At 63.4% G+C, this 13,514-nt stretch carries 13 protein-coding genes; 5 read left to right on the top strand and 8 right to left on the bottom strand.

What is annotated here, in order from left to right:
- Nucleotides 1-47: 47 nt before the first annotated feature.
- Nucleotides 48-362: a DUF2293 domain-containing protein gene (locus M653_RS0101100; RefSeq protein ID WP_027141619.1), complete on the bottom strand. Its 315-nt coding sequence runs from the start codon at nt 360-362 to the stop codon at nt 48-50.
- Nucleotides 359-883: a tRNA (N6-threonylcarbamoyladenosine(37)-N6)-methyltransferase TrmO gene (gene tsaA / locus M653_RS0101105; RefSeq protein ID WP_027141620.1), complete on the bottom strand. Its 525-nt coding sequence runs from the start codon at nt 881-883 to the stop codon at nt 359-361. The genes M653_RS0101100 and tsaA overlap by 4 nt, the downstream gene beginning before the upstream one ends.
- Nucleotides 884-1,059: 176 nt before the next feature.
- Between tsaA and M653_RS0101110 the strand changes: the two genes are divergently transcribed.
- Both M653_RS0101110 and metF read left to right on the top strand, forming a co-directional pair.
- Nucleotides 1,060-2,082 (top strand): metalloregulator ArsR/SmtB family transcription factor, encoded by a 1,023-nt coding sequence (locus tag M653_RS0101110; protein WP_027141621.1) that lies wholly within the window; start codon nt 1,060-1,062, stop codon nt 2,080-2,082.
- A complete protein-coding gene (metF, locus tag M653_RS0101115) occupies nt 2,082-2,999 on the top strand; it encodes a methylenetetrahydrofolate reductase [NAD(P)H] (protein WP_027141622.1) in 918 nt (305 codons plus the stop codon). Before M653_RS0101110 ends, metF begins: the two co-directional genes overlap by 1 nt.
- Before the next feature lie 435 nt (nt 3,000-3,434).
- On the opposite strand, the gene M653_RS0101120 is transcribed toward metF, so the two are convergent.
- On the bottom strand, nt 3,435-4,352 hold the full coding sequence (locus M653_RS0101120; protein ID WP_027141623.1) for a DMT family transporter: 918 nt from the start codon (nt 4,350-4,352) through the stop codon (nt 3,435-3,437).
- 312 nt (nt 4,353-4,664) lie between these two features.
- Here M653_RS0101120 and M653_RS0101125 point away from each other — a divergent pair, with 312 nt between their 5' ends.
- Complete coding sequence (locus M653_RS0101125) at nt 4,665-5,885, top strand: alanine racemase (protein ID WP_027141624.1); 1,221 nt, start codon at nt 4,665-4,667, stop codon at nt 5,883-5,885.
- On the opposite strand, the gene M653_RS0101130 is transcribed toward M653_RS0101125, so the two are convergent.
- Complete coding sequence (locus tag M653_RS0101130) at nt 5,882-6,613, bottom strand: SDR family oxidoreductase (RefSeq protein WP_027141625.1); 732 nt, start codon at nt 6,611-6,613, stop codon at nt 5,882-5,884. The genes M653_RS0101125 and M653_RS0101130 overlap by 4 nt on opposite strands.
- 79 nt (nt 6,614-6,692) lie before the next feature.
- Between M653_RS0101130 and M653_RS0101135 the strand changes: the two genes are divergently transcribed.
- Entirely contained in the window at nt 6,693-7,643 is a 951-nt protein-coding gene (locus M653_RS0101135; RefSeq protein ID WP_348626221.1) for a LysR substrate-binding domain-containing protein, read from the top strand.
- Between the two features lie 19 nt (nt 7,644-7,662).
- Here the strand turns inward: M653_RS0101135 and M653_RS0101140 are convergent, their stop codons facing one another.
- Nucleotides 7,663-8,841, bottom strand: coding sequence for a lytic murein transglycosylase (locus tag M653_RS0101140; RefSeq protein ID WP_027141627.1), 1,179 nt, complete (start codon nt 8,839-8,841; stop codon nt 7,663-7,665).
- 224 nt (nt 8,842-9,065) lie between these two features.
- Nucleotides 9,066-9,866, bottom strand: a complete 801-nt coding sequence (locus tag M653_RS0101145; protein ID WP_027141628.1) for a GH25 family lysozyme — start codon at nt 9,864-9,866, stop codon at nt 9,066-9,068.
- A gap of 289 nt (nt 9,867-10,155) precedes the next feature.
- On the opposite strand from M653_RS0101145, the gene M653_RS0101150 reads away from it, so the two are divergent.
- Nucleotides 10,156-11,535, top strand: coding sequence for a serine hydrolase (locus tag M653_RS0101150; protein WP_027141629.1), 1,380 nt, complete (start codon nt 10,156-10,158; stop codon nt 11,533-11,535).
- Here the strand turns inward: M653_RS0101150 and M653_RS0101155 are convergent, their stop codons facing one another.
- Nucleotides 11,536-12,201, bottom strand: a complete 666-nt coding sequence (locus M653_RS0101155) for a class I SAM-dependent methyltransferase (protein ID WP_027141630.1) — start codon at nt 12,199-12,201, stop codon at nt 11,536-11,538.
- On the bottom strand, nt 12,198-13,496 hold the full coding sequence (locus M653_RS0101160) for a DUF3419 family protein (protein ID WP_027141631.1): 1,299 nt from the start codon (nt 13,494-13,496) through the stop codon (nt 12,198-12,200). The genes M653_RS0101155 and M653_RS0101160 overlap by 4 nt, the downstream gene beginning before the upstream one ends.
- Nucleotides 13,497-13,514: the final 18 nt, after the last annotated feature.

Below are 13,514 nucleotides of genomic sequence, written 5' to 3' on the forward strand. Positions count from 1 at the left end.
ATCGGGCCAGCATTTACGAGTGAGCACCATTCCGCCCGGCAATAGCGTCATTCCTCCTCGTCATCGGCGTCGAGCAGGCGGGTGGCGCGCCAGCGCGTGAGCACGATGTTGGTTTGCTCGATGACGAAGAAACGCGCCGAGTCGCGATCATAGCCCTCGGCCAGCAGCTTTTCGTAGTCGGTGTGCATGTGACGGATATGGGCAATCGTCGCCAGCCAGACCGCGATCGTCGGCGGCAAGGTCTTCATATGCATGGAGCCGGCGTCGGTGCGGATCTTCTCCATGTCGGCATAAGGCGCCAGCGGCAAAAGTGCAGTCAGCGCCTTGGCGATGGCGCGGCGGCGGCCGGTCGGCGCGCTCATCGCTCCTCGCGCCCTTCAACGGTCGCCTCCGATATAGCGTCGGTCGAGGCGAAATAGGGCTTGATGTCGACGACCGGAGTGCCGTCGAGCACGTCGATAGCGTCGAGATCGATGCGCCCAGTGGCAATGTCCAACCCGACGAGCTTGGCTACATGCAGGCCGATTGGGTTTGGCCGGGCAGGGGAGCGCAACCCGAATACGCCTTTTGCTTCAGCCGCATGGCGGGGTTTTTGAACGATCAGATTCCGCGGCGCGTGATGCAGCCAGGACAGGATGACGACGTGGCTGGCGCGGTCCAGCCCACGCAGCCCTTCGCGATAGGGCGCTTCGATGGTGAGCGCCGCCGGCTGTCCCGTTTCGCGCGCGGCGCGCATGTTTTTCGGGCAGCTTTCCCGGGTAGTCCATGGCGAGGCGATACGGCCGATGAAGACGATGCCGCTATCGGGCGGCATCGTTGCCGGATCCTGGTCCAGCCTCTGCTCGCCTTCACGTGCCTCGAACATCTCACGCTGCCCGGTCATTGCCTGTCTCTGTGCTGCTGCATGCCATTGTCTTCAAACCGCCAGACGTTTCGGGGTGACCTGGACCAGGAAATCACGCATGCGGCATTTTCTGGTCCGGAAGCGACATAGCGCTTGCAAGGCCGCCAAAATCGACATAAACATATGTTTATATCTTTTTCAAAGAGAATACGCTGATGCATGTCTCGCTCGACACCATGGTGGATACGCTTAAGGCGGCGGCCGAATCCAGCCGCCTGCGCATATTGGCATTGTTGTCGCGCGGCGACCTCACCGTTTCCGACCTTACCGAAATTCTCGGCCAGTCGCAGCCGCGTGTCTCGCGACACCTGAAGCTGCTGCTCGAGGCGGGGCTGATCGGCCGCTACCAGGAAGGGTCGTGGGCCTTCTTCCGGCTGTCGGACGCCGATTCGGCGCGAGACTTCGTGATGGGGCTGGTTTCCAGCATTCGCGGCGCCGACCCGCAGGTCGAGCGCGATCTGGAGCGGCTGACCTCGGTCAAGCGCAAGCGCCAGGACCGCGCCACCGCGTATTTTTCGCAGAACGCCGCAAGCTGGGATCATATCCGCTCGCTGCATGTGCCCGACCGCGCGGTCGAGGCCGCGATGCTGAAGCTGGTCGGCAAGCGGCCGTTCCAGTCCATGCTCGACCTTGGCACCGGCACCGGGCGGCTGCTCGAAATCTTCTCGCCGCTCTACCGGCGCGGCATCGGCATCGACATGTCGCGCGAGATGCTGACCGTGGCGCGCGCCAATCTCGACAAGGCCGGGGTTTCGAATGCGCAGGTGCGGCAGGGCGATATCTTTTCGCCGCCTGTCGAGCGCGATGCCTTCGATCTCGTCACCATCCACCAAGTGCTGCACTATCTCGACGATCCGGCCCGCGCCATCCATGAGGCGGCGCGGCTTTTGCGCCCGGCCGGCCGTCTGGTCATCGTCGATTTCGCGCCGCACGCGCTGGAGTTCCTGCGTGACGAGCACGCTCATATGCGTCTCGGCTTTTCCGACCGGCAGATCGGGGACTGGTTCTCCGAAGCCGGCCTCGATCTCGAGGATGCCCAGGAATTCGAACCGCGCAGCGGCAACGAGGCCAGGCTCACCGTCAAGCTTTGGCTTGGCCGCGACCGGCGCCTGCTGATCGCCGATCCCGCCAACGCCAGCCAGCAGACCAGAGTGAGCTCGATAGGGGAAATCGCCTGATGAACCAGTTTCGTTTTTCCCGCCGTCCCGATATCGGCGACAAGGTCAGGGTTTCGTTCGAGTTCTTCCCGCCGAAGAACGACGAGATGGAAGCGAGGCTATGGGACACGGTCACAAGGCTGGAGCCGCTGAAGCCGAAATTCGTCTCGGTGACCTATGGCGCCGGCGGCTCGACGCGCGAGCGCACGGCGCGCACCATTGGCCGCATCCTGAAGGAGACCAGCCTGACGCCGGCGGCGCACATGACCTGCGTCGATGCTGCCCGCCATCAGGTCGATGCTGTGATCCAGGAATTCACCGACATGGGTGTCAAACGCTTCGTTGCCTTGCGCGGCGATCCGGCGGAAGGCGTCGGCGCTGCCTACCGTCCGCATCCGGACGGCTACGCCAACGGGGCCGAACTGGTCGGCGCGCTGAAGGACGCCGGCGATTTCGACATCTCGGTTTCGGCCTATCCGGAAAAGCATCCGGAAAGCCCTGACTTCGCCACCGACATCGACATGCTGAAGCGCAAGGTCGACAATGGAGCGACACGGGCGATCACCCAGTTCTTTTTCGACAACGATCTCTACGAGCGTTACGTCGAGCGCGCGCGCCGCGCCGGCATCTACATCCCGATCGTTCCCGGCATCCTGCCGGTGCACAATTTTACCCAGGTCGCCAATTTCTCGGCGCGCTGCGGTGCACTGGTGCCGGCATGGCTGGCCGAGCGCTTCGACGGTCTGCAGAACGATCCGCAGACGCATGCGCTGGTGGCTTCCGCCGTGGCGGCCGAACAGGTGCTGGACCTAGTCGAGCGCGGCGTTGGCGATTTTCACTTCTATACGATGAACCGGGCCGATCTGGTGTTCGCCGTCTGCCACATGATCGGCATCCGCTCGCATGAGGCGGAGGTGGCGGGTTCCGCTGCTGCGTAAGGCTCGGCTGGAAAAGCAAAAGGCCGGGTAAAAAAACCCGGCCTTTCGAATTGGTTAGACTATCTGGTGCTGGTCTTCCCCGTCTTGGCGGGTTCAGGGAAGGACGCCCATAATGAGGGCGCCGATGAAGGCAAACGCAGCACAAATCATCAATGCGTTGATTGGCCTCGTAAGTCCCATGACATAGCCTCCTCTTAAAGAGCTATGCCTTGGAGTCTAGGTTCATTTGTGCCACAGGCAAGCGGAAAATGTGCTGCATTGCGACGTGATTGTGAGATTCGCGACCTCTGTTTTGCCGTTAACCGTTGAAACCCTTCGGGAAAAACCCGCTTCAGGCCTGTGAATAAATTATGGCGATGGCGTGTCGATGCTGTGTCATGGCAGCGCTACCCCTGCGAAAGTCGGCTTCGACTTTCGCGATTGCACATGCCGGCCCTAACGGCGACCGAACACTCGTCCATCGATTGTGAGAAGACCGAGTCCGATAAGCACCACGCCGCCGATCTCGAACAATTCCAGCCGTTCGCCAAGGAACAGAAAACCGAGCAGCATGGCGCTGGCCGGCACGATCAGCGTGACCAGCGAGGCGTTGGTGGCCCCGGCCGAGGCGACGAGGTTGAAGTAGAGGATGTAGGCGAAGGCCGTCGACAGCAGCGACAGCGCCAGCACCGCCGTCCACACCGGCGGCGAGGCCGAGAACAAGCCGGCCGGGCCGTGGGCGAAGAGCACGATCGGGGCCATGATGATGGTCGAAGCCGTCAATTGTCCGGTGGCGACGACCGGCGAGGGCACGCCCTTGAAGCGGCGGGCGACCATCAGCGCAACGCCATAGGAGAGCGAGGCGCCGATCAGCGCGAATTTGGCCCAGACAGGGCCGCCGAGCCCGGCGAGCAGGCCGGGGCCGATCATCACAGCCGTGCCGGCGACACCGAGGGCGATGCCGGCGAGCTTGTTCCAGGACAGCTTTTCATCTGATGTCAGGGCGTTGGCGAGGATCAGCGTCCAGAACGGCGTCGTGGCATTGAGCACGGAGGCGACGCCGGCACCCAATTGGGTCTGTCCGGCGAAGATCAGCGAGAAGGGGACGACGTTGTTGGTGAAGGCCAGCAGGAAGAACAGGCCGGCATGCGGCAGGGCGAGACGGAAGGAGGGGCCGCGCAGGCCGAGATAGAGCTGCAGCGCCAATGCGGCGATGGCGACGCGAAACAGAACCAGCACCAGCGGGTGAAGCTCCGCCACCGCGATGCGGGCGAAGAAGAACGAGCCGCCCCAGATCGCGCCGAGCAACAGCAACTGCCCCCAGTCCCTGAGCGTCATCGGTCCGCGTGCTGCGGATGCTGCTGCCACAGCCATGTGATTTATCCTCCCCGGACGGCTCGAATGCCGGCCAACCAGGCAGAAGCCATATCGGGTCCGGCGGCAAGGGCCACCCGAAACTTGACCGACAGCCAAGCTTCCCGGCAAAAGGCTGGTGCCGCACCGTCAGCAGCGCGAGACACAGAATTGTTTTCATTGCAGCGCCGCGCGTCTCCAGAGACGCGCAAAGGACGCTGCGAGATTCATTCCTGGCGCATGATCCTTTCCGAAAGTCGAAATTGACTTTCGGGGTCATGCGCTAGCCGCTAGCTTGGATTAAGTGTGCGAGCTGAAGTCGGGGATTCGTCCATGCAGCGATTCGAGAATGCAAGCGAGGCGGCACTGGCGCTTCGCCCGGACGATCCGGTCTATTGTTTCCGCCCGCAGGTGCTCAAGGCCGACGCCTTGCAGTTCATGGGCATGTTCCCCGGCAAGACCGCCTATGCGGTCAAGACCAATGGCGAGCAGATCGTGCTGAAGACGCTGGTCGAGGCCGGCGTCACCGCCTTCGACGTCGCTTCACCAGGCGAGTTCGCCGCTGTGCGCGCCGTCTCGCCCGATGCCGAGATGCTCTACATGCACCCGGTCAAGGCGCAGTCGGACATCAAGCTGGCGCTGGAAAAATACGGCATCCGCGTCATCTCGCTCGACCATGAGGACGAGATCACCAAGCTGACCCGGGTGGTGCGGGCGCTCGATATCGACCCGGGCGCGGTCAGCGTCTTCGTGCGTGTGCAGACCAAGGGGCATGCCGCCTACGAACTGTCGAAGAAATTCGGCGCTGGGCCTGCCTATGCGGTCGAACTCGCCGAGCGGCTGAACCGCACCGGCTACAAGGTCGGCCTCTGTTTCCATGTCGGCAGCCAGATCGAGGATCCCGACACTTATGAGCGGGCACTGGCCTCGGCCGACTGGGTGCGCAACCGGCTGACCTTCGACATTGCCGGGCTCGATGTCGGCGGCGGCTTTCCGGCCGAATACGGACATGATCCCAACCGCAAGCAGATCGCGATGCCGTCGCTCGGCCAGATCATGTCGCGGCTTTCCGGCGACCTGAAGGAATATCAGTTCGATCAGATTCCGCTGGTGGCGGAGCCGGGCAGGGTCATCGTGGCGCGCTGCCTGTCGCTGATCGTGCGCGTGCTCCTGCGCAAGGGCAAACGGCTCTACATCAATGACGGCATCTGGGCGTCGCTGTCGGATTCATGGACCGGCAAGATCACGCTGCCGGCACGCTTCATCCCCGATCCGGCGATCCGCGCGCGCAATGGCGACGAGAACAAAATCGTGCCGTTCAAGGTGTGCGGCGCGACCTGCGATTCCGTCGACATCCTGTCGCGGCCGTTCTGGCTGCCGGAAACCGTCGACACCGGCGACTGGATCGAGATCGGCCATATCGGCGCCTACTCGCTGTCGCTCAGGACCCGCTTCAACGGCTTTTATCCCGACACGTTCGTCGAGGTGACGACGCCCTTCGACGAGGGCGACGCGCCGCAAGGTTTTGCGAGCTTGGAGACGATGGCGGATTAAGCCACGCCACCGCCGGCCTGGATGTTCTCGCCTGTCAGCCAGCGGGCCTCGTCGCTGGCCAGGAAAACGGCAACGTCGGCGACATCGCGCGGCGCACCAATCCTGCCGAAGGGCGACATGCCGGCCGCCACGGCGCGGTCGCGCTCCGGCAGAAGGTCTGTGTCGGTGAAGCCTGGCGATAAACTATTGACGGTGACGCCGCGTGGACCAACCTCGCGCGACAGCACCCGCATGAATTGTTCCACGGCGCCCTTGCTGCCGAGATAGAGCGCGGTGTGGGTGAAGAACATTTTTGTCCCGCCCGTGGAGACCGCGATGATGCGACCGCCGTCCCGCACACGGCGAGCGGCCTCCTGAAGCGTGAAGAAAGTGCCTTTGGCGTTGGTATCGAAGACAAGGTCGAAATCCGCTTCACTGGCCTCGACCAGCGGTTTGATCACGGCGACGCCGACATTGGCGACGACGATGTCGAGACCGCCCAATTGGCTTTCTGCTTCGTCGAACAACCGGTGGACGTCGGAGACATTTGAAATGTCGGCCTGGATGGCGATTGCCTTGCCACCCTTGCCGATGATGGCCGCCACAACGTCGTCAGCGGCCTTGGCATTGCCGACATAGTTGACGGCGACGCTGGCACCGTTGGCGGCGAGCCCTTCGGCAATGGCGCGGCCGATGCCGCGCGAACTGCCGGTGACGATCGCGGTTTTGCCCTGAAGCGTTTGAGACATGATCAATTCCTTTCGACCGTTCGTGACCGCGCGATGCGGCTTCCGTGGTCGAAAATAGGCCGAAGCCATTGATCACATAATGGGCTATTATCTGACTTGCCTGTTAAGCCTGGGGTACACAATGCGCGGGTCCGAATTTTCCGAACTCAAAGCATTCGCGATGATCGTGGAGGAGGGCAGTTTCATCCGCGCCTCTGCCAGGCTCAGGATTTCGCCACCGGCCCTCAGCCAGACAATCCGGCAGTTGGAGGCACGTCTCGGTGTCCGCCTGCTCAATCGCACGACACGCAGCGTATCGCCGACGGCGGCCGGCGACACGCTGTTCACGCGGCTTGGCCCTGTTTTCAGGGAGTTGGAAGGCGCGGTCGCGGATATTCATGCCTCACGCGATCAGCCGGTGGGTTCGCTGCGCATCAACGTGCCGCGCGTCGCCGCGATGCGGTTCATCGCGCCGATCCTGGGCGATTTCCAGCACGTCTATCCCGATATCAGCCTGACGGTTATCGTCGACGACATGCTGACAGACATTGTCGAAGGACGCTTCGATGCCGGCATTCGGCTCGGCGAGCGGCTGGAAAAAGACATGGTGGCGGTGAAGCTGAGCGGGGACCTGCAAATGGCCGCGGTGGCCGCTCCCGCCTATCTCGCGGGACGCAGCACGCCTCGTCATCCCGGCGATCTGCACCATCATCGCTGCATCAACTTCCAATGGCCAGGCGGCGGCAACATATACCGATGGGAGTTCGCGCGTGGCAAAAGGGCGCTGGAAATCTCGGTCGAAGGCAGGCTGACCGTCAACGACACCGACTTGCTGCTCAACGCGGTGCTGAGCGGTGCCGGTATTGCATACATGATTGATTATCAGGTCCGTCCCTGGATCGAGAACGGTCAGCTGGTCCGGTTTCTGGAGGCCTGGTCGCCCAGCTTCCCCGGCTTCTACCTGTACCATCCGAGCGTGCGGCATGTGCCGCCAGCCTTGCGGGCGTTCATCGATTTTGTGCGGGAGAGGAAGGGAGTGAGTGGCGGGTAGCTTCCCTACCGACCTTCGCTTACAATTTTCCCAGCAACTCCGGCGTCGGCCAGCCATCCACCGGCAGGCCTAGCCGCATCTGCTCCTTGCGGATGGCTTCGCGGGTGTTGGTGCCCAAAATGCCGTCGACCGTACCGACGTCGTAGCCCCTGGCCTCGAGCTTGGTTTGCAATGCCTTCATCTGCTCGTTTTCGAGACCCGGCTCGGGATTGCGCGGGTCGAGCGGCGGCGCGCCCGCCAGCCGCGCGGCAAGGTTTGCCGCGGTCAGCGCGTAGGTGAAGGACTGGTTCCATTCGAGATAGACGTCGAAATTCTCGTAGGTAAGGAAGGCCGGACCCTTGCGGCCCATGGGCAGCGCCAGGCCGGCCTTCAGGCCCTTGTCGATCAGCGGCGAACCGTCGGGGTTGGTGACGCCCCACTGCGCCCATTGTGTCAGCGGCATTTTGTTGGTGCGGCCGGTCTGGTCCCATGGCATCTCGTCGGGCACGCGCACTTCCTGGATCCAGGGTTCGTCACGCTTCCAGCCGCGCGACAGGACCTTGTTGCCCGTGGTCATGATCACGTCGGGAGCGCTGTTTCTAAGATCAATCTTGCCGTCGCCGTCGCCATCGACGCCGCGCGCAAGATAGTCGGACGGCAGGATCTGCGTCTGGCCGATCTCGCCGGCCCAGGCGCCGGTGACATCGGCCGGCAGCACGCCGCGATCGATCAGTTCCAGCAGCGGCACCAGTTGCTGGCGGAAAAGCTGCGGGCGGCGGCAGTCATGCGACAGCGTCATCAGTGCGCTCAGTGTATGGAAGTCGCCCTGCACGGCGCCGAAATCCGTTTCAAGCGCCCAGAAGGCGGTGATGACAGGCGCCTGGACACCGAACTGCTGGTCGGCGCGGGCGAAGACATCGGCGTATTTCTTCATGTTCGCCGCACCTTGCTTCAGCCGGTAGGCAGAGATCATGCGGTTGGAAAATTGGACGAAAGTTTGCGTGAAGACGCCCTGCGCGCGGTCGCGCGCCAGAGCCCTCTCGTCGATCCTGGCGTCCTCCAGCGCATCGAGACCGACGGCGCCGACACCGGCAGCCTTGGCTTCCGCCGCCACGCCCTGTTTCCAGGCTTCGAAATCGCCGCCGCATTCCTGCGCCATCGCCGGCAAGGCCGTGGCGCACAAAAATAGCGCCGCGAGGGCTTGGGAACGCAGTCGCATCAGCTTCCTTTCGAAACGAAGAGGGCATTGTCGTGCCTAGAGCCCAACGCCCTGCGGTTGCACTCTCTACCGCTGGCAGTGTCGAAAAGCAGGCGGCAGGCCCGGTGTCAACGGGTCTTCTGCTTCAGCCCTATTTGAGGCGCCTTTGCCGCCGTTGCCACGGCGTCAACGGGTCTTCTGCCGCGGCCCCTCTTCCAGGCGCCTTCGCTGCCGTTGCCACGGGGTCAGCGGGTGTTCTGCCGCAACCATTTGTTCCAGGCGGCTTCCGAGCCGTTGAAGACGTTGATGTCGGACTTGCCGGTCATGCCGGGGACGATGCCGGTTCCGGTGTACTGCCAGAAGGTGAAGGGGTGGCTGCCATATTTCTCGCGCGGGTGCCCGGCGACGGAGCGCAGCCAGTAGGGATATCCGCGGAAGCTCGACAGTTCGTTGTCCTCGAAGAAATCGACCGAGGTGTAGATGATCGGCTTCTTGCCGTAACGCCGCTCGACGATCTCAAGGAAGGTGGTCATCTCAGCGCGCACCGTGGCCGCGTCGGGGCGCAGGTGGCAGGTCGGCGAGTTCGGGTTCCATTCCATGTCGAGAACCGGAGGCAATGCGGAGCGGTCGACGGGGACATTCTGGATGAACCAGCGCGCCTGCACGGCGGCGGGCGTGCAGAAATAGAAGAAATGATAGGCCGCGCGTGGAATTCCGTTGGCTTTCGTGCGCGCCCAGTGCTCGCTGAAATATTCATCGAATCGGTCGCCGCCTTCGGTCGCCTTGATGAAGGCGAAGGAGATACCGCTGGCCTTGGCGGTCGGCCAGTCGATCGATGTCTGGTATTTGGAGACGTCGGTGCCGTGGACTGCATAGTTCCACGGCGCGCCGCTGTCCCACTCATGCGGCTTGGAATCGGCAAAGCGCGGCGCGCGCACGGCCACCGTCGGACTGCTCAACGCGGACGGCGACAGCGGCGAGAGATCGTCCACGGTCGAGCAGGCGCCGAGCAGCGTCAGCATGAAAAGGACCGCAAGACGGCGCATCGCAACTTCCAAGCCGGAATCAGCCGGTCGCTGATGGGTCTGTGCACTTGATGGCCGAAGTTGGTCTGGCCCCCTCCAGGCGATCGCCCCACGCATCGCCCAGCCTATCCGCTTTTCGTGCATGTCGTTGTCGCAAAAATGCTGCGCACTTTTGGGCGACATGCATGCCTGTGATCGCCGATCATGGTTGATATCTGGTTTATGGCGCTCGACAAGAAGCCCAATTTTGCGGAAGCAATGGCGGCAATTCGATGACATAAACGTCAGGCGAGTGCCTGGGAGGCAATGGATGCGGATCATCGTCAAGATCGTCAAATGGCTGCTTGGCCTGATCGTGCTGGCTATCGCCGCGCTGGTTGCCTGGCTCTATATCGCGCCGCCGGAACTCATCCGCGTCGGCTCGGGCTATTCGGCCAAGATCGTCTGCTCCAACGTCTTCATCGCCGGGCGCGACGCCAACGAGGTGCTGGCCGTCGATGTGCAGGCGCCCGGCCACCCGCTGCTGCGCTTGATGCGGGTCTCCGTCGACAAGAACCGGGGGACGGTGTCGGCCGGCCTGCTCGGTTTCCTCGGCAAGAGCGAGGCGGTTGCCCGCGACGGGCTGGGCTGCGTCTCGGTTCCCGACGGCGATGTCGGCAAGGCGCGGCGCACCGCGGTCTATGCCGAACCCGCGGCGACAAGCCAGGATGCGCTGTGGCCCGAGGGCGAACGGGTCGATGCCTCTCAGAACCCTGAAATCTTGAAGATCGTCGCGGACGACGCGATGGCCGGCACCGGCATGCGCGCGATCGTCGTGGTCAAGAACGGGCGGGTCGTCGCGGAACGCTATGGCGACGGCTTTTCGGTCAAGACGCCATTGCTCGGCTGGTCGATGACCAAGACGGTGAACGCCGCCATCGTCGGCACACTGATCAGGGACGGCAAGCTGGCGGTCGACAACAAGGGCCTGTTCACGCCCTGGAAGGTGGACGGCCGCGCCGCGATCAGCCTTGCCGACATGATGGCGATGTCGAGCGGCCTGGAGTTCAACGAAGACTATGGCGACGTCGCCGATGTGACGCGCATGCTCTACCTCGAACCCGACATGGCGGGTTTTGCCGGCTCCAAACCCCTCACCGGCGAGGTCGGCAAGGTGTTTTCCTATTCCAGCGGCACGGCGGTGATGCTGTCGCGCCTCTGGCAGGACGCGATCGGCGACAGGGCCAAGGCATTGACGTGGCCGCGCATGGCGCTGTTCGAGCCGCTCGGCATGCACAGCGCGGTGTTAGAGACCGACGAGCAGGGTACTTTCGTCGGCTCGTCCTATCTCTATGCCACGGCGCACGACTGGGCCCGGTTCGGCCAGTTCCTGCTGCAGGGCGGGGTATGGAACGGCAACCAGGTCCTGCCTGCCGGCTTCGTCGACTGGATGCGCGAGCCGGCATCCGCCTCGAAAGTCTACGGCAAGGGCCAGTTGTGGATCGAAGCGCCGGGCGACGAGGAAAATCCCGGTGCCGGCGTCGCCGCCGGCCTGCCGAAGGACACTTACTGGATGGAAGGCCATGACGGGCAGACCGTCGCCATCATTCCATCCGAGCAATTGGTGGTGGTGCGGCTCGGGCTAACGCCGGCCAAGCTCAACTATCGGCCGCAGGCGTTGGTGGGGGCGCTGGTGAAGGCGCTGCGTTAACTAGCTCCGTGGCCCGATCACGGCCAGCCAGGCATAGCCACGATAAAGCGTGCGAAAACGGAATGTTGCGCCGGTTCGCTCGGCTTCCGATTCCAGAACGTCGCGCAGGGATTCGCGCGGCGTGACGTGGAATTTTTTCAGCCAGCCGCGCAGCAAGGTGCGGAACCAGCCCGGCAGACCTTCCTGCTGGCCGAAATCGACTATGTGCAGCGAGCCCGTCGGGGCCAGCGCGGCAAGTGCTGCCGAGACCGTCTTCTCCCAGCCCGGGATCATCGACAGCGAATAGGATACGAAGATGCGGTCGAACCGTTCGATGCCACAAAGGGCCTCTGCATCGAAATCGGTGGCGTCGCCCCTTGCCAGCTTGACGCGATCCGAGAGGCCTTCGCGGTCGATTGCCTTGCCGGCCGTTTCCAGCATTTCGGCCGAAATATCGAGGCCGAAGAAACGGGCGTCGGGATAGGCGCGGGCGGCGAGGATGATGTTGCGGCCGGTGCCACAGCCAAGCTCGAGCACTGTGCCGCCCGGCGGCACGTCCAGCCCCGCGATCAGCCGGTCGCGGCCGAGCAGGTAGTATTTGCGGGTCAGGTCGTAGATATGGCGCTGCCAGCGGTAGACGCCGTCCATCAGCTCGGCGTGGCTGGCCGGCAGCTCCGTCGTGCTCATGCCGCGCGCTTCACATAGAGGTGGAAGCCGCCATAGATGGCGGAGCGGTCACGAGCCGAGAATTCGCGCGATGCTTGGTTCTGATAGTCCCACTGATCGAGCAGCGAGGTCGAGACGCGCCCCGGCAGCAGACTGGGCTCGGCGGCGGTGCGGAAGATGACGCGGGCCCCGGCGGAGGCGGTGCGGGTGATCTCCAACCACAGCGCGTTGAGCTGGTCGTCAGTCATCCAGTCCTGTGCGTCGAGCAGGATGAAGCGGTCGACGGCGCCGGCATCCTTGCCGGCGAGGAATTCGATCAGGTTGGCATGGTGGATGGCGACGCGGTCGATATTGCCGCGGATGGTCTCGTAGTTGCGCTTTTCCAGATAGGCGGGCAAGGCGGCCTCGCCCGGCTCGGGATAGCGGCGGGCGAAAGCCTGCCAAGCGAAGTAGTTGTTTTCCAGGGGGAAATCGCAGGCGAGCTTTTCCAGCCGGGCCTTCAGCACGCTGGCCATGGTGCCGTCGCCGGAGGTGATCAGCGAGTCATACTGCGCCGGCGGGATGCCGAGACCGAACAGCGAGGCTTTTCGCGACGTCGCCCATTTCAGAAGCTTCTTGTCGAAGACCGGCGCCAGCTCCTCGTTGAAGAAGCGGCGCTGTTCGCCGATGTTCCTGGCTTCCATCATGCGGGCCGGGTTGACGCCGAAGAATTTCGCCGTGCGGTGGCCCATGGCGATGAACAGGCCGAGCAGGCCGGTCTGGTAGAAATTGCGGTCGAAAACGCCAATGCGCCTGTTGCCGCGCCAGTTGCGGCGCTCCCAGTAATGACGGCTGACCGGATCGAGATGCGGGGCGATGAAGCGGTCGTAGGCTTCGGAATTGTGGCTCGTGTCCGCCGCGCCGAAGAAACGGAACAGGTCGCCTTGCGAAGGCAGATGGCGAACCGCCTCCAGCTTCATGCGGCTCAGCGCGATGTGGGCCGCGTTGAGATCGACGGCGTCGATCTGTGCCGGCGAGCGGGTGAGATAGGCGAGGATGTTGCAGCCGCCCGAGGCGATGGTGACGACACGGTGGCCCTGGCCAAGCTGCATCGCGTCCATGTCGACGTCGGGGTCTTCCCAGATCTGCGGATAGACGAGGCCGGAAAACAGGAAGGCGAACAGCCGCTCGGAGATGCCGGCTTTCGAAAGCGGGCGGTTCTGGTAAACGGCCTTTCCAACTTCCTTGCCGCGGCGAAAAACCAGATCTGCGGAGACGTCCGTCATGGCAAAGTGATTCCCCATTTGCTTTGGCGCAAGCCGGTAACGCAGGGTCATGACAGGCCGGTGACAATC

Source organism: Mesorhizobium sp. WSM3626 (assembly GCF_000513935.1).
GTDB lineage: Bacteria > Pseudomonadota > Alphaproteobacteria > Rhizobiales > Rhizobiaceae > Mesorhizobium > Mesorhizobium salmacidum.